The 15195-nt window shown below is 64.3% G+C and carries 17 protein-coding genes and 1 pseudogene; 16 read left to right on the top strand and 2 right to left on the bottom strand.

What is annotated here, in order from left to right:
* Window positions 1–56: 56 nt before the first annotated feature.
* The 13 genes from AB4Y71_RS08385 (at window position 57) to csrA (ending at window position 10448) form a co-directional block, all read left to right on the top strand.
* The gene (locus tag AB4Y71_RS08385; protein WP_441719539.1) at window positions 57–293 is read left to right on the top strand and encodes a flagellar FlbD family protein; all 237 of its coding nucleotides are present in this window, start codon (window positions 57–59) and stop codon (window positions 291–293) included.
* A gap of 12 nt (window positions 294–305) precedes the next feature.
* Complete coding sequence (locus tag AB4Y71_RS08390) at window positions 306–1121, top strand: motility protein A (RefSeq protein WP_441719542.1); 816 nt, start codon at window positions 306–308, stop codon at window positions 1119–1121.
* On the top strand, window positions 1118–1945 hold the full coding sequence (locus AB4Y71_RS08395) for an OmpA/MotB family protein (RefSeq protein ID WP_441719545.1): 828 nt from the start codon (window positions 1118–1120) through the stop codon (window positions 1943–1945). Before AB4Y71_RS08390 ends, AB4Y71_RS08395 begins: the two co-directional genes overlap by 4 nt.
* 99 nt (window positions 1946–2044) lie before the next feature.
* Window positions 2045–2926, top strand: a complete 882-nt coding sequence (locus AB4Y71_RS08400) for a flagellar motor switch protein FliM (RefSeq protein ID WP_441719548.1) — start codon at window positions 2045–2047, stop codon at window positions 2924–2926.
* Window positions 2927–2928: 2 nt separating this feature from the next.
* Window positions 2929–3678, top strand: coding sequence for a flagellar motor switch protein FliN (fliN, locus tag AB4Y71_RS08405; protein ID WP_441719551.1), 750 nt, complete (start codon window positions 2929–2931; stop codon window positions 3676–3678).
* Window positions 3678–4247: a flagellar biosynthetic protein FliO gene (gene fliO, locus AB4Y71_RS08410; protein WP_441719554.1), complete on the top strand. Its 570-nt coding sequence runs from the start codon at window positions 3678–3680 to the stop codon at window positions 4245–4247. The genes fliN and fliO overlap by 1 nt, the downstream gene beginning before the upstream one ends.
* Window positions 4244–5062 carry a flagellar type III secretion system pore protein FliP gene (gene fliP / locus AB4Y71_RS08415; protein WP_441719557.1) on the top strand — a complete coding sequence of 273 codons (819 nt, stop codon included), beginning with the start codon at window positions 4244–4246 and terminating at the stop codon, window positions 5060–5062. The genes fliO and fliP overlap by 4 nt, the downstream gene beginning before the upstream one ends.
* Window positions 5063–5068: 6 nt before the next feature.
* Window positions 5069–5344, top strand: a complete 276-nt coding sequence (gene fliQ, locus AB4Y71_RS08420; protein ID WP_441719559.1) for a flagellar biosynthesis protein FliQ — start codon at window positions 5069–5071, stop codon at window positions 5342–5344.
* Window positions 5345–6109, top strand: a complete 765-nt coding sequence (gene fliR / locus AB4Y71_RS08425) for a flagellar biosynthetic protein FliR (protein ID WP_441719562.1) — start codon at window positions 5345–5347, stop codon at window positions 6107–6109.
* Window positions 6106–7197 (top strand): EscU/YscU/HrcU family type III secretion system export apparatus switch protein, encoded by a 1092-nt coding sequence (locus tag AB4Y71_RS08430; protein WP_441719565.1) that lies wholly within the window; start codon window positions 6106–6108, stop codon window positions 7195–7197. The genes fliR and AB4Y71_RS08430 overlap by 4 nt, the downstream gene beginning before the upstream one ends.
* Before the next feature lie 16 nt (window positions 7198–7213).
* The gene (locus AB4Y71_RS08435; RefSeq protein WP_441719568.1) at window positions 7214–9268 is read left to right on the top strand and encodes a flagellar biosynthesis protein FlhA; all 2055 of its coding nucleotides are present in this window, start codon (window positions 7214–7216) and stop codon (window positions 9266–9268) included.
* Entirely contained in the window at window positions 9252–10136 is an 885-nt protein-coding gene (locus AB4Y71_RS08440; RefSeq protein WP_441719571.1) for a hypothetical protein, read from the top strand. Before AB4Y71_RS08435 ends, AB4Y71_RS08440 begins: the two co-directional genes overlap by 17 nt.
* 42 nt (window positions 10137–10178) lie before the next feature.
* Complete coding sequence (gene csrA, locus AB4Y71_RS08445) at window positions 10179–10448, top strand: carbon storage regulator CsrA (RefSeq protein WP_441719573.1); 270 nt, start codon at window positions 10179–10181, stop codon at window positions 10446–10448.
* Here csrA and AB4Y71_RS08450 read toward each other — a convergent pair.
* Together AB4Y71_RS08450 and AB4Y71_RS08455 are read right to left on the bottom strand one after the other, a co-directional pair.
* The gene (locus AB4Y71_RS08450; protein WP_441719576.1) at window positions 10445–11113 is read right to left on the bottom strand and encodes a response regulator; all 669 of its coding nucleotides are present in this window, start codon (window positions 11111–11113) and stop codon (window positions 10445–10447) included. The two genes, csrA and AB4Y71_RS08450, sit on opposite strands and share 4 nt — an antisense overlap.
* Before the next feature lie 10 nt (window positions 11114–11123).
* Entirely contained in the window at window positions 11124–12410 is a 1287-nt protein-coding gene (locus AB4Y71_RS08455) for a sensor histidine kinase (RefSeq protein WP_441719577.1), read from the bottom strand.
* 198 nt (window positions 12411–12608) lie between these two features.
* Here AB4Y71_RS08455 and AB4Y71_RS08460 point away from each other — a divergent pair.
* The 3 genes and pseudogenes from AB4Y71_RS08460 (at window position 12609) to AB4Y71_RS08470 (ending at window position 15187) form a co-directional block, all read left to right on the top strand.
* Window positions 12609–13535 (top strand): annotated as a pseudogene (locus tag AB4Y71_RS08460) (ABC transporter ATP-binding protein).
* Window positions 13532–14326, top strand: coding sequence for a hypothetical protein (locus tag AB4Y71_RS08465; RefSeq protein ID WP_441719580.1), 795 nt, complete (start codon window positions 13532–13534; stop codon window positions 14324–14326). Before AB4Y71_RS08460 ends, AB4Y71_RS08465 begins: the two are co-directional and overlap by 4 nt.
* 126 nt (window positions 14327–14452) lie before the next feature.
* The gene (locus AB4Y71_RS08470; protein WP_441719583.1) at window positions 14453–15187 is read left to right on the top strand and encodes a TVP38/TMEM64 family protein; all 735 of its coding nucleotides are present in this window, start codon (window positions 14453–14455) and stop codon (window positions 15185–15187) included.
* Window positions 15188–15195 lie beyond the last annotated feature (8 nt).

A 15195-nucleotide genomic window follows, 5' to 3' on the forward strand; every position in this document is an offset into this window, starting at 1 on the left:
AACGCGTGGCTGCCACCGGCCGATAGCCAGTAGTGGACTAGGAAGGCGAGGGGCCAATGATCGTGCTAACCAGGCTGAACGGCACCCGGCTGGCCCTGAACGCGGATCTGGTCGAGCGCATTACCCAGGCGCCGGACACCCTGGTCGTGATGGCCAATGGCGCCCAATATGTGGTGCGCGAGACCATGGACGAGGTCATTGCCCTGGCTATTTTCTACCGGGCCCGGGTGCTGGACGCGGCCAGGCTGGCGGCAGGCGCCGCCAGCCCGCCGGCCGGCCCGCAGACGCATTAGAGGGAAGGACCCATGGATCCGGCAACACTTATCGGTCTGCTGCTCGCCTTCGGTGCCATGTTCACCATGCTGTTCATGGAAGGCGCCAGCGTCAGCTCCATCCTGTTACCCGCCCCGATGATCATCGTGTTCATCGGCACCATCGCGGTGGGCATCGCCAGCGGCACCATCAAGGACACCATCACCGCGATCAAAGCACTACCCAAGGCCTTCCGTGGAAAGCTGGGCAATTCCAGCGAACTCGTGGAACAGCTGGTATCCCTGGCCGAGCTGGCCCGCCGCGACGGCCTTCTAGCACTGGAAGCCGAGGTCGCCAACGCCAAAGACCCCTTTGTGGCCGGCGCCCTGCAGTCGGTGGCGGACGGCGTGGATGCCGAAGACCTGCGCGACATGCTCGAGGAGTCGATCATCGCCCGTGAACGCCAGGATGCGGTAGCCAGCAAGTGGTTCTCCACCCTGGGCGGCTACGCGCCCACCGTGGGCATCATCGGCACGGTGGTGTCGCTGACCCACGTGCTTGAAAACCTCTCCAAGCCAGATGAGCTCGGACATATGATTGCCGCCGCATTCGTGGCCACCCTGTGGGGCCTGGTCTCGGCCAACTTCATCTGGCTGCCTATCGGCGCCCGACTGGGACGCCTGGCGGAACTGGAAGCGGACCGCATGCACCTGGCCCTGGAAGGCATCCTGGCGATCCAGTCCGGAACCCCGGCGCTGGTGCTGCGCGAGAAGCTCGAAGGCATGGTTCCTGAGGCCGGCGCCAAGCGGTCCCGGCGCGCTGCCGCCAGCGCACCGGCGGACGAGAACGAATTCGAGGAAGCAGCATGAGCCGGCGGCCAGCCACAGGGCGCTCGCGGCGAAGGCGCAGCGCCGGACACGGCGAATCGGGCCCGGATGAACGCTGGATGGCTTCCTATATGGACATGGTCACCGTGCTGATGTGCCTTTTCATTGTGCTCTATGCGATGTCCTCGGTGGACCAGGGGAAATTCCAGGCCCTGCGCGATTCGCTGGCGACTGGATTCGGCGTGGATGAAACGCAATTCGCGGACACCGCCCAAGGGATAGTGGTTCCGGCCGAAAGCGCCGGCGCCGAAGGGCTGCTGGCCGCCTCCACCGGCCAGGACTTGACCGGATCACAGATCAATGAGCTGGTGGATGCCGAGATGCTGCGCCTGCTGGAGCTCAAGGAACAGATCCAAGCGGAGCTGGTGTCCGCAGGCTTCCCCGATGCCGCAGCCTACCGCATCGATTCGCGCGGGCTGACCGTGCGCCTGGTCAGCGCCAACACCTTCTTCGTGCCCAACAGCGCCCAGCTGACTGGCAAGGCCCGCCAGATCGTGGACGCCATCGGGCCGGTGCTCGTCGAAGCGAAGCTGGAGATCGCGGTTGAGGGCTTCGCCGACGAGCGCCAGCCGGTGGATCCCTTCCCGACCAACTGGGAACTGTCCGCCAGCCGCGCCACCGGGGTGCTGCGCGTGCTGGTGGAAGACAGCGGCGTATCGGCCTCGCGCATTTCCTCGGTCGGCTACGGGGATGCCCGGCCGGCCAAGGACAGCAAGAAGCTGTCGATGAACCGCCGGGTGGATATCGTCGTGCTCTCCAACCAGCGCGAAGAGGTGCGCGAGAAGCTTCGCGAAATCGATGGCTGACGCGCAAGGGACCCGGCAGGGCCCGGCGCGAAGACTTCGCGGGAAATTCCCTGGCGATTGCGGCTAACCCCTGGCACTGGCCTGCCGAGAGTATGCGATGTGACAATCTTGCCTCCAGCCCAGCGCCCAGACGTGCAGGCCTACGACTTCCGCCGGCCCACCACGCTAGCCCGCGAACACGCCCGTGTGCTGGAGCTGGCTTTCGAGACCTTCGCCCGCCAATGGGGCACCCAGCTCACGGCCAAGATCCGCGTCATGTCCCAAGTGAATTTCGACGCGGTGCAGATGCAGACCTATGACGACTACATTGCCGGGCTGCCGGCACTGACCACCATGGTGCTCTGCGATGCCGAGGGCGTTGACGCGCGCGGCGTGATCCAGTTCCCGGCCGAGGAAGCACTGGGCTGGGTCTGCCACATGCTCGGAAGCCATGCCCCCGGGGACCTGCCCACGCGCGCCTTCACCCGCATCGAGACGACCATCGTCAACCAGCTGATGGGCGAAGCGCTGGAGGACCTGCACTACTCACTCGGTTCTCTGCTCTCCCAGCGGCTCTCGGCCGCCTCCATCGCCCACCAGCCCCAATTCGTCCAGGCGGCCGCCAAGTCCCAGGTGCTCATCGTCGCGCGTTTCAAGGTGCGGGTTGCCGACCGCAGCGCGAACGCCTCGGTGGCGTTGCCTGCCGAGTTGCTGCTGGACCAGTTGGCCGACGCCCATCCGCGCCCCAGCATGGAAAACGCCGGAGAGGTACTCGCCGAAGCATTGGGCACCGTGCCGCTGGAGATCGGTCTCTGCTCAAACCCAGCACCGGTCAAGCCGCAGGCGATCCTCGACCTCTCGGTGGGGGACATCCTGCCACTGGGCCACCGGGTCCACCAGCCTTTCGACCTGCTGGCCGGGAGCCACCGCATCGGCACGGCTGCCGCAGGTTCGCGTTCCGGGCGCGTCGCCGCCGTCATCGTCACCACCCAAGAAAGTTGATCATGCCCGCTACTTCCGAATCCGCTTCGGTTTTGCATTCCACCGCACTGTATACCTCTGCGGCCCAGGCCCTGGGCTCGATGCTGCCCACGGCTTCGGCCGTCGAAGTGAAATTGCACAGCGGATCACGCCATGACTGGGTCGCCGCAGCCACCGGCGCGATGCTCTGCGCCACCTTCGTGGGCGAACAATCCGCCGATGCGGTACTCTGCCTGGATGAAGGAGAGCTGGGCGCGGTATCCGAACGCCGCAGCAACCGGCTGGGCACCGCGGACCTGCTGCGCCCGGCGCTGGAAGCGGCCACCGGCGTACTGGGCATCGGCGTGCTGAACATCGAATCCGCAGCCAACGCCGAGGCCACCGTGGCTGCCAGCGACACCGTGGGGTTCCGCCTGCTGGCCGAGGATGGCCAAGACATCGGCTTCTTCGCGCTGCGCATCCGCGAAACCAGTGCCCAGCCAGCACCGGCCCATGCCCCGGCGGCCGAAGAGGACATGGCCAGCCGGCTGACACGCATCTCCAATGTGGAAATGGCGCTGACCGTGCAGATCGGACGCACCCGCATGTCGGTACGCGATGTGCTGGGCCTGGAAACGGGCGCCGTGATCGAGCTGGACCGCTCGGCCGGAGCACCTGCGGATGTGCTGCTCAACGGCCGGCTGATCGCCCTGGGAGAGGTCGTGGTCATGGACCAGGACTATGGGGTGCGCATCACCGAGATCCTCGACATGGACGCGGCGGGCGCCAACTAGTGGACAGCTTTTTCCTGTTGCTGCGGGTGCTTGTATCGCTGGCGGCGGTATTCGGCCTGCTGTTCTACCTGCGCAAGAAGCTGGGCACGCGCTTCAGCGCACCGCGGAACGAGCAACTTCAGATCCTGGCCCGCCAGAGCATTGGCCCCAAGGGCTCGGTAGTGCTCATTGAAGCAGACGGCCAGCGCTACCTGCTGGGCGTCGCCGACTCCTCAGTGAACCTTCTGGACAGCTTCGCGGCCCCCGTGCCGGAACCCGGGGAACCGGACGAAGCCACAGGACAGCACGCGTATGCCGAGCCGCTCCAGAGCGCCGGCGGATCCGAGTGCCGGCCGGGGGAAGCAGAAACCGGGCTGTTGTCGGCATTGCCGGGCCCGGCGCACAGCGGCCAGCCTGGTTTCCGGAGTTTCGAAGACCAGCTGCGCCTGCACACCGGCAAACGCGCGTTGCGCCAGAGTGGGCTGGCGCCGGGGCGGGTCAGGCGCACCAGCCCGCTGGCCGGTTCCATACTGGACACCCAGACCTGGCGCGATGCCAAGGCCGCGCTGAGCCGCGGAACGCAGAAATGAACCGCAGTGACGCTCCAGCACGCGCCGCGCTGCGCCTGCTGCTCGTGCTGCTGGTGGCTGCCGCCTGCCTGAGCTGGATCATGGCCGCCGCCCCGGCGGCCCTGGCCACCCCCGTCGACCCGGTCCCGGGCGAGGGCAACGGCGGGCTCTCGGTGGAAATCAACGGACCCAATGGCACCCCGAGCTCGGCCATCGTCACGCTGCTGGCCGTCGCGCTGCTCTCGGTGGCCCCGGCGCTGCTGCTGATGATGAGCTCCTTCACCAAGATCTTCGTGGTGCTCGCATTCACCCGCAACGCCCTGTCCCTGCCCAGCATTCCGCCCAACCAGGTGCTTGCCGGGCTGGCTCTGTTCCTGTCGCTGTTCATCATGGCACCGGTTCTGGCAAAGATGAATGAATCCGGTGTCCAGCCCTATCTGGAAGGCACATTGGACCTGGGGACGGCCCTGGATGCCGGTGTGGCCCCGCTGCGCGAATTCATGCTGGCGCACACCCGCGAGGCGGATATTGCCTTGATGACCCGGGCGGCGCAGCTGGAGAACCCGGGAAGCGCGCAGGACGTGTCGCTGTCCACGCTGGTCCCGGCCTTCATGATCTCCGAGCTGCGCGCCGCATTCATCATCGGTTTCGTGATCTTCGTGCCCTTCCTGGTCATTGACCTGGTGGTCGCTTCGGCGCTGATGTCCATGGGCATGATGATGCTGCCGCCGGTGATGATTTCGCTGCCGTTCAAAATACTGCTCTTCGTGCTGGTGGACGGCTGGACTCTGGTGATCACCGCGCTGCTTGGCTCCTACCAGCTGGCAGGGGGCTAGCGCCGGATGGATTCGAATGCCGTACTGGATATCGGCTTGTCCGGGCTGGTGCTCGCCGCGAAGCTCGCCGCACCGGTGCTGGTCACCTCGCTGGTGGTCGGATTCGCGATCTCGCTGTTCCAGTCGATGACCCAGATCCAGGAGATCACCTTGTCCTTCGTGCCCAAGGCGGTGGCCGTGGCCATTGCCCTGGTCATCTGCGGGCATTGGATGATCTCCGAGACGGTGCTGTTCACCCATGAGCTGTTCGGCCGTATCCCCGGGCTGCTGGGAGGCAGCTGAATGCAGTTCGACCTGCCCCTGCACTGGCTGGAGGTGCTGCTGCTGGTCGCGGTGCGTATCACCGCCTTCCTGGTGGTGGCTCCGCCGTTCTCGCATAATGCGATTCCGCTGCGCATCAAGGGGATGCTGGCCGTGGGGATGGCCCTTGCCGTGGCTCCGACACTCAGCGGCAGCTATCAATCCCTGGACACTGCGGCCTATATCGGCGCGCTGCTCTTCGAGCTGCTGGCTGGAGCCGGGATGGGCTTCATGCTGCTGCTGGCCTTCGCCGCCATCCAGTCCGCCGGCAATCTGGTGGATCTGTTCGGGGGCTTTTCCATGGCCCAGGGCTTCGACCCGCAGTCCATGGTCCAGGGCGCGCAATTCGCCCGCTTGTTCCACTTCGCCGCGTTGGCGCTGCTGGTGGCCTCGGAGGGCTACCAGCTGGTGCTGGCTGGGATCTTCCGCTCCTTCAGTGCGTTGCCGCTAGGCGCCGGAATCGCCATGGATTCGATGGCGCAGTCGCTGGCCTCGGCAGTCGGCACCATGTTCGTGGCAGCGGTACAGATCGCCGGTCCGCTGCTGGTGGTGCTGGTATTGGCCGACATCGGGCTGGGCCTGCTCACGCGTGCCGCCCCGGCACTGAACGCGTTCGCCATGGGCTTCCCGCTGAAGATCTTCATCACACTGGCGCTGGCCGGCACGGTCTTCGTGGTGCTGCCCTCCATAGTCTCGGCCCTGGTGCGCCAGGCCCTGCAACTGCTTCCTGCGGTGGTGGGCCGATGAGCCAGGATTCGGGGGAGCGCAGCGAAAAGGCCACCAACCAGCGCATGAAGGAAGTGCACTCCAAAGGCAAGATGACCAGATCGCAGGATCTGGCCGCCTGGCTGGGGATTGCTGCCGCGGCGCTCATGGTTCCCGGGGTACTGCAGCGCGGTCATGATGCAGGCCTCGCGCAGTTGGCAGCCTTGGACGCGGTGGCGCAGAACCCTGATCCCAAGTTGGCTGTGCAAGTCCTCGGCGAGGCGATGGGCTCGATCGGCGGCACCCTGTTCCCGCTGTTCGCCGTGGTCCTGGTGGTGGTGCTGGCGGTCTCCGCACTGCAGGGCGGCATCCGCTTCCGCACCTTCCGCATGGACCCGGCCAACCTGAATCTGATCAGCGGATTCACCCGGGTCTTCGGCTTTGCCGCACTGTGGCAGGGAGCCAAGGCGCTGCTCAAGGTGCTGGTCATCGGCGTGGTGCTGTGGCTGGTGGTGACCTCGCTGACGCCTCTGCTGCTGCAGTCCGGGGCACTGCCGCTGTCTTCGCTGCTGGCCACCGGAGCCGAGGGGACCAGCTGGCTGATTCGCGCCTCGGTGATCGCCGGACTGGCACTTGCCGCGGCCGACGTGCTGGTGGTGCTGCGGCGAAACCGCAAGCACACCAGGATGACGCGCAAGGAGGTCACCGACGAGCACAAGCGCAGCGACGGCGATCCGCTGCTCAAATCCCAGCGGCGCTCGCGCCAGCTGGCCATGAGCCGCAACCGGATGATCGCCTCCGTGGCCGATGCCGACGTGTTGATCGTGAACCCCACCCATGTGGCGGTGGCCTTGCGCTATGAGGCAGGTGTCTCGGCGCCGAAGGTCGTGGCCAAGGGCTCCGGGGAAATGGCCGCCCGGCTGCGCGAGCGGGCCGCCGAGCACCGGGTTCCCATGGTGCGGGATATCCCGTTGGCGCGCAGCCTGCACTCCACTTGCGAGGCCGGGGACGAAATACCGCCTGAAAGCTACACGGAGGTGGCCCGCGTGCTGGCCTTCGTCATGAAACTCAAATCCCGCGGTGCCGCCTCCGGGATCCACAACGCCCCGGCAGGTCCGGGTACACGCTAGGAAAGGGACGCTTCGATTGAATTACGCGAATCTGTCCAAGATCGCCGTGCCGGTAGGCGTGGTTGGCATCGTGCTGCTGCTGGTAGTGCCGATACCCTCCCAGCTGCTCGATATGCTCTTCGCCACCAGCATCCTGCTCTCGCTGGTGATCCTGCTGATCACCATGTTCGCCAAGCGGCCGCTGGACTTCTCGGTCTTCCCCTCGCTGCTGCTGGTAGCCACCTTGCTGCGCTTGGGGCTGAACGTGGCCTCCACCCGATTGGTGCTGGGCAACGGGTATGCAGGGGAAGTCATTGAGGCTTTCGGCAATATCGCCATCGGCGGATCGCTGGTCATCGGCTTCGTGATCTTCCTGATCCTGGTGGTCATCCAGTTCGTCGTGGTCACCAAGGGTGCCGAACGCGTCGCGGAGGTGGGCGCCCGCTTCACCCTTGATGCGATGCCGGGCAAGCAGATGGCCATTGACGCGGATTTGAACGCAGGGCTGATCACCGACAGCCAGGCCCGCCGGCGCCGTGAGGAAGTCGCAGCGGAAGCGGACTTCTATGGAGCTATGGACGGCGCCAGCAAATTCGTCAAGGGAGATGCGATCGCCGGTCTGGTGATCATCATCATCAACCTGGTCGGCGGCATCGGCATCGGAATGATCAGCCGCGGGATGGGCCTGTCCGAGTCGCTGGGCACCTACGCGCTGCTGACCATCGGCGACGGGCTGGCCACGCAGATCCCGGCCTTGCTCATGGCTGTGTCCACCGGCATGATCGTCACCCGTTCCAACGCAGCCGATGACATGGGCGCCACCGCCTCGAAACAGCTGGGCCAATCCCAGGCCGCACTGCTGATTGCCGGGGCCGCATCCATCGCCCTGGCCTTGGTGCCAGGCATGCCGAAGGCCCCCTTCGTGCTGATCGGGGCCTTGCTGGTTTGGAGCGCGCTGCGGATCAAGTCCGGCGCGGAACGAGCGGCCGCCGCCGCGGCGGCGGCCGAGGCCAACGAGCAGGCCGCTGCGGCCCCGGAAACTCCGGCAGAGCTCATCGAGAAGATGAAGGTCCACGCCATCGAAGTGCAGCTGGCTGCAGACATGGTCGACGTGGTCAATGGCGGGGGAGATGACCTGTTGGCCCGGGTGCGTGCGCTGCGCCGGCGCATCGCCATGGAACTGGGCATCGTGCTGCCTCCGGTGCGCACGCGCGACCAGGTAGAACTGCCGCCAGGCAGCTACGCCATCCTGGTGGCCGGTGTCGAAGCGGGTCGGGGCACTGCCCCGCGCGGCAAGGTGCTGGCCCTGGGTGGGAACCTGGAATCGCTGCCCGGTGCGCAGGTGAACGAACCGGTCTTCGGGCTGGCCGGCAAATGGGTGCCCAGCGAACTGCGGCACAATGCGGACATGGCCGGGGCCACCACCATCGACCGCGTGTCGGTGATCATCACGCATTTGTCCTCGATCGTCCAGGCCCAGGCGCCGCGGCTGCTGAGCCGCGAAGATGTGCGGGTGATGACCGATGCGCTGCGCGAGCAAAGCCCCTCGGCCGTCGACGAGCTCATCCCCTCGCTGCTCTCGCTGGCCGAGGTGCAGCGCGTGCTGCAGGGGCTGCTAGCCGAATCGGTGGCCATCAACGACTTGGCCCGCATCTACGAAGCGCTCGCGCTTCAAGCCAAGACCAGCACCGCAGCCGAACCGCTGGTCGAGTCCGCGCGCACCGCGCTGGGGCCGGCGATCGCTGCGAAATACCTCGAAGGCAACACCCTGCGTGTGGTGATGATCGACCCGGTGCTGGAACAGGGCATGCTCGAAGCCATGCGCCCGGGGGAGTCCGGCAGCCAGATCATGCTCGATGCGCCGCGGCTGGAAGCCGTGCTGGAATCGGCCAAGCAGATCGCCGCGGACCTGGATGCCCGGCAGGTTTCGGCGGTGCTGGTGTGCGCCCCAGCCTTGCGCCCGGCGGTGCGCCGGCTGATCGGGACTTCGGGAAGCATCAGCGCCGTCTTGTCCTACCAGGAAGCCACCGCCGGTGGCGCGCAGATCGAGACCCTGGCAGTGGTGCGCGCTGGAAATGCATTACCTGCTTAGCGGACGCAGCCTCGAAGAGCTGCAAGCCAAGGCCCTGACCCAATACGGCCCTGATGCCAGACTGGTCTCCGCAGAGAAGGTGACGACACCACGCGTTGGCGGGCTGCTGCGCGGCTTCCACTATGAGGCTGTGGTGCGCGTCGGGGACGGAACGGACAGGCCAGGGAACAGCGAAGAACCGGCCCAGGCCCCGCAGCGCCCAACCCCCGGACTGGATAGGCTGCTGGCTCGGGCCGAAGCCAGAGAACGCGGCGCAGCGCAAGCTGGCGGGGATGAGATCGGTTCCGGGTCTGCATCGTCGCCGGGCCGCTTCGCACAGTTGCTCGATGCCCAGAGCTTCGAGCTCGAGCCGGCAACCGGACGCAGGGCGGCACGCGAAGGCCGGGCTCCGGGAAGCCTCCAAGAATTCGAGTTCAGCAACCATCCGGGGCAGCTGCTGCTGGTCCTGGGTTTGGGAACCGACGCCCGGGTGGCCGCCGGAATGCTCGACCCCGGCACCTGCCTGCTGCGCCATACCGGGCAGGCTCCGGAACCGCAGGCACTGTTCCGCCCCATTAACACGCGACGGGCCGCCCAGCGGGTACGCGCTGCCGCTGTGGAACAGGGAGGATCGGTACTCGTGTCCAAGTCCTTGGCCCCGCTGCAGGCGGTTCCGGAGCAGCTGCGGGAATTGGAACCGCTGGAAGCCGATCAATGGGTTGTGGCAGTCGATGCGCGGATCAAGTCCGAAGATACCGCCTGGTGGGTCAGCCAGGTCGCGCAGGTGCGGCAAATCAGCGGCGTGCTGCTGCTGCATGCCCGGCAGACCCTGACCCCCGGCAGTGCCGGGGAACTGGGGTACCGGCTGTTGTCCTTGCCGCGGGAGTAGGCTACGCCATCGCGGGGTTGCCGATCCGGCTATGATTGAACAGTGCTGGTACTCACTCGAAAAGTCGGAGAACAGGTCCTGATCGGCGAGGACATCGTGGTGACCGTCCTTGAAGCCAAGGGGGAATCCATCAAGCTGGGAATCGACGCGCCCAAGGGCGTGAAGATCCACCGCGCTGAGGTGCTGGCAGCAGTGATCGAGGCCAACCAGCAGGCCTCCGCCTCGGCTGATGCCGCGGCAGCCGAGCAGTTGAAATCGATGTTCTCCGCTCCTGGCACCACCGATGCCCGCCAGCCGGACGCTGGTCACTAGTTGCAGGTAATCCCCGCCTTGTAAGCGATCAGCGCCGCCTCAACACGGTTTCGTGCTCCGCTCTTGAGCATGATGCTGGTCATGTGTCCCTTGACTGTGGCTTCGATGAGCACCAACCGCGCTGCAATCTCGGCATTGGAAAGGCCCGCGCCGACCAGTGCCAGCACTTCGTGTTCCCGTGCCGTCAAGGCCTCGATGGCCAAGCGGGCCGCGTGTTGGCTACCGGCATCGATGCTGCGAACTTTCTCGATCACCCGCTTCGCGATGCGCGGGGACAATGCAGCAGCACCTTCCGCAACGGCAACCACCGCCCCGATCAGCTCTTCGGGTCCCGAGCTCTTGAGCATGAAACCCGCTGCTCCGCCGGCGATAGCTCGATCGATGTACTGTTCCTCGCCGAAGGTCGTCAAGATGACGGTCCTGGCATCGGGTTGCTGGCCCAGGATGGCTTCCAACGCGCTCAAGCCATCAAGCTGGGGCATGCGGATATCCATCAGGATTACCGTTGGCTGAAGGCGACTGGCCAGCTCGATAGCCCGGTGGCCATTCTCCGCCTCCCCGGCAATCTCGATGCGCGAGTCGCTGGCAAGGATAGCGCCGAGTCCGGCACGGATCAGGGCATCATCGTCTACCAGCAGGACGGTGATCGGAAGTTCTGGGGGCATGTGCGTAGTCCTATGAATCAGGGTAGAGGTGGTCCGCGGAAACGAGTACGTCTTCGGTGAAGCACAAACGGAACATCTCGCTGCCTAAATCCAGGATTCCCGTGCGTGCTGCGTAGTAGCGGCACTGCGCCTGGGCGGGCTTGGCCGTTTCGCGGATGACCGGAAGCGGCTCGTCCAATCCCTTGGCATGCACGATCTCAGCAACTTCGGCGCGGTTCATGCCCACTCGCAATTGTTGGTAGTCGTGCGGATTCAGAGCCGTCGCGCGGTTCGTGGCATCTTGCAGCAAGTACAGCCCAGCGGTCATGGCCAGCACCTTGGCGAAGGGCAGGAAAACCATAAGTCGGATGTGTTTCTTGACCGGAACCTGTGATGCGTTACCCGGCGCAGGTTGGTCCTGCCGGGCAATGCTGGCCAACACTTCGAAGCGCTGGTTGCTGCGGCGTATCTGCAATGAGCCGCCGGCGGCTTCCAACGTCCTGCGCAAGGACTTCAGGCCTGTGGCACCGGCACGGTCTGCGGGAGTGCGGCCGGGAAGGGGATTGGAGACCGTCAGAGCCAGCGAATTGGCGCGGGTGTCGAGCACAATGTCCAGCACTTCATGCGGGGCGTACTTGGCGGCGTTGGTCAGAGTCTCTTGCAGGATCCGGTGCACGGTGCGGTATGCGCCTGCCACCCACTGCCCGGTCAGAGCTGGGCCTTGCCGCGTGAAATTGATCTTCAGGCCCATGGAACGCGCTTGCTCAAGTAGTCGTTCCACGCTGAGCGGGGCAGGATCCAGTGGCGCTTGTTCGCTGGAGTCATGGAGCACTCCGATGATCTGATGCAGGTGATCAATGGCCCCATCGGCCTGCTCGCGTATCTCCACCGCCCGCGCGTAGGCGGCGGTGCCCTTCTCCAAGGTCACCTGCAACCCGCCGGTAGACAGTGCGAGCAAGGCGAGATCATGACCGAGCTGATCATGCATCGCCTCGGCTATACGGGCGCGTTCACGCAGTTCGGCTTGCACTACCGCATGCTCGCGTTCCTGGGCCTTGAACATGACGGTATTGCGCCGCGCCCGCCCGATCCACCATGGAAGCAGCGCAAAGAGCACCAGGCCCGTAAGGATATTCAAGGCAAAGGTCAGCAAACTGATGTGGGCGGAGAAAATCAAGGTCAGTGATGCCGCAAGCGAACCGGCAACAAAAGCCAAAACCCCGTAGAGCAGGGAAACAACATGGCGGCCGGCCAGGTAGCTGCAGATTGCGGCGAAGGGAGCCAAAAGGAACCACGCGCCATTCGTGGAAATCGGCACCAGATAGGCTCAAAGCGCCAAGGCGGTCAGAAGCCCGATTTGCTTCCACGAGGTAGTCATGGAATTCATGCTACGCATAATGCGACCCAACCGACACCGACCAAAGTAGGGGCTCGGAACCCAGCGAATACCGACCAATAGCCGGTGTACCGGGCTTTGGGAATTCCTAGGGTTGGAATACAACCCAAGGAGCACACCATGATCACTCTCGAAGCGCTGAGCAAAGACTTCGGAAGCACCCACGCAGTCAAGAATCTGACAGTGAACATCAACCCCGGCACAGTGACCGGATTCCTCGGACCCAACGGTGCCGGCAAATCCACCACCATGCGCATGATCCTCGGACTCGACGCACCCACCAGCGGCTAGGCCTTGGTCGGAGGCGTGCGCTACGACCAGCTGCGCTATCCGATGCGTACGGTAGGCGCGCATATCACCGGCACTGCCGGGCATCCCGGGCAAACGCCGCACACCTTCTTGAAGTCCCTGGTGCAAAGCAACCGGCTTGCCGGCACCCGCGTCGCCGAAGTCCTCGCCGAGGCAGGATTGCAAAAAGTCGCGCATAGGCGCATCGGCGGATTCTTCCTGGGCATGCGCCAACGTCTGGGCATCGCCGCCGCGTTGCTCGGAGACCCGCAGATCCTCATCTTGGACGAACCGATGAATGGGCTTGATGCTGAAGGCATTGCCTGGATCCGCCAGCTGATGAAAACCCGTGCGGCCAACGGTGGAACCATCTTCGTCTCCAGCCACCTGATGAGCGAAGTGCAGCAAGTCGCCGACCAGCTGATCCTCATAGGACGCGGAGAACTGATAGCCCAGGCACCGACCGAAGAGCTGATCAAGAACTTCACCACTCAAATAGTGACCGTCCGCTCGCCGCAAGCAGCTGCGCTCGCCGAAATCCTGGCTCATTCTGGAGCCCAGATCACTACCGGCGGTGAAGGACAGCTTCAAATTACCGGACTTTCACTTCAAGAAGTAGGCGCCGTTGCCTTCCGCCAGGGCTATGAGCTCCACGAGCTGAGCCTGATGCGCGGATCGCTGGAATCCGCATACAACCAATTGACACGAGACACGGTGGAATTCTCCTCCGAAAGCGCAGGGAAGGTGATGAGCAAATGAGCTCGCTGGCAATCAAGGAAAATAATTCAGGATCATCCACTGGAGCGTTGATGGCCGCAACACGGGCCGAAGCCACTAAGTTCTTTGGCATGAGATCCTTGAGCGGTCTGTTCCTGGCGGGGATCCTTTCGACCATCGCATTGAGCTGGGTTTTGGGCATCAGCGCCAAAGCCAGCGGGGATAATGGCTTCGACACCATGATGCCCGCACCATTGCTGGCCTTTGCAATCTTGCAATTCGGGCAGCTCTTCTTCGCTTCGGCCTCCGCATTGCACATCACCAACGAGTACTCCAGCGGAACTATCGCAAGCTCCATGCAGGCGGTGCCTCAGCGCGGAATGCTCCTAGGAGCCAAGGCGCTGCTGCTGTTCATCGTGAACTTCCTGGCAGGCGTGGTGATGATTGCGCTGGCTACGGTCCCCACTGCCTTGAGCGCAGGGGAGTACGGCGCCTTCGACTTCGCTGACCTGGTGTCGGCGGCGCTGGGTGCTGGAACCTATCTGGCGCTGCTGAGCCTGATGGTACTTGGGCTGGGATTGCTGTGCCGCAACTCCGCAGGGGCCATTGTCTCAACCATCATGCTGGTTATCGGGCTTCCGCAGATCCTGCAGCTGATTCCCATCCAGTGGGTCCACGACGTGGTGCAGTACCTGCCAGCCAACGCCGCGACCCTCATGGCTACCGGCGCCACCGAACCCTATGGTCCGGGCACGGCAGTTGCAGTGCTGGTGATCTGGGTTGCAGTGCTGCTGGGAGCCGGGTACCTGCGCTTCAAAAGCCAGGACGGATGAGAACAGCTAAGCACCATGGCATCAGAACAGAACCTCGGCGGATTGGGCCGAAATGCAACTGCTCCGTGTCACTGCGCGGGTTGGAAAGAATATCTGCATGCAAAGCAATGAGGATAAGCTACCACTATGAATGCGGAGCCTGCAGTACCTGAGCTTGACCCATCATCCGGCCTTCCTGATGATCCTGCCAAGGCACCGTCACTATGGGAAAACTACCTGCGCAACGGGCTGCTCATCGCTGTCTTCCTGCTCATGGTCTGGCTGGCATTCAATGTACACCTGCCATCCATCGAGGAGATCAGGTCAAGGGTTGATGGGACCAGCTGGAGTGCCCGATTCGGTTTCATCATCCTCTACGCATTGGTAGCCATCACGCCCATTCCGATATCGGTCATGGCCATCTGCGGTGGCTTGCTCTTCGGAGTTTTCCAAGGTACCGCCTTCTCGCTGATCGGCGTGCTGCTAGGCAGCTGGGCTGCCTACTGGCTCGCCCGTGCTCTAGGACGCGCTACGGTCTGCAAGCTGATGGGCAAGCACGCGGTGCGCATCGAACAGCGGCTTGAGTCCCGAGGCCTGCTGGCGGTCTTCATGCTGCGTCTGATGCCGGGCATTCCGTACTGGCCGGTGAACTACGGCAGCGGAGCCTTTGGTGTCTCGCAACGCGACTATTTGGTGGCCAGCGCACTGTCGGTCATCCCGGGGCAGCTGTCTTTGGTGGCCATTGGTTCCTTTATTGCCGTACCGAATGTTTTCAACGGCGTGGTGATAGGCATTTCGTGGATCATGGTGGGCGTGCTGACCATTTGGGCCTATCTGAGGTGGCGGCGCCAACCGGTGCCGGCTGCCCCTGTCGCTTCCTGAATTTCACA

Source organism: Glutamicibacter sp. MCAF14 (assembly GCF_052114325.1).
Classification (GTDB): Bacteria; Actinomycetota; Actinomycetes; order Actinomycetales; family Micrococcaceae; genus Glutamicibacter; species Glutamicibacter arilaitensis.

Bases quoted from the DNA above. Each gene is read 5' to 3' on its own strand.
- AB4Y71_RS08385 (WP_441719539.1), top strand. From the start codon at position 57: ATGATCGTGCTAACCAGGCTGAACGGCACCCGGCTGGCCCTGAACGCG.
- AB4Y71_RS08390 (WP_441719542.1), top strand. From the start codon at position 306: ATGGATCCGGCAACACTTATCGGTCTGCTGCTCGCCTTCGGTGCCATG.
- AB4Y71_RS08395 (WP_441719545.1), top strand. From the start codon at position 1,118: ATGAGCCGGCGGCCAGCCACAGGGCGCTCGCGGCGAAGGCGCAGCGCC.
- fliN (WP_441719551.1), top strand. From the start codon at position 2,929: ATGCCCGCTACTTCCGAATCCGCTTCGGTTTTGCATTCCACCGCACTG.
- fliP (WP_441719557.1), top strand. From the start codon at position 4,244: ATGAACCGCAGTGACGCTCCAGCACGCGCCGCGCTGCGCCTGCTGCTC.
- fliQ (WP_441719559.1), top strand. From the start codon at position 5,069: ATGGATTCGAATGCCGTACTGGATATCGGCTTGTCCGGGCTGGTGCTC.
- fliR (WP_441719562.1), top strand. From the start codon at position 5,345: ATGCAGTTCGACCTGCCCCTGCACTGGCTGGAGGTGCTGCTGCTGGTC.
- AB4Y71_RS08430 (WP_441719565.1), top strand. From the start codon at position 6,106: ATGAGCCAGGATTCGGGGGAGCGCAGCGAAAAGGCCACCAACCAGCGC.
- AB4Y71_RS08440 (WP_441719571.1), top strand. From the start codon at position 9,252: ATGCATTACCTGCTTAGCGGACGCAGCCTCGAAGAGCTGCAAGCCAAG.
- AB4Y71_RS08450 (WP_441719576.1), bottom strand. From the start codon at position 11,113: ATGCCCCCAGAACTTCCGATCACCGTCCTGCTGGTAGACGATGATGCC.
- AB4Y71_RS08465 (WP_441719580.1), top strand. From the start codon at position 13,532: ATGAGCTCGCTGGCAATCAAGGAAAATAATTCAGGATCATCCACTGGA.
- AB4Y71_RS08470 (WP_441719583.1), top strand. From the start codon at position 14,453: ATGAATGCGGAGCCTGCAGTACCTGAGCTTGACCCATCATCCGGCCTT.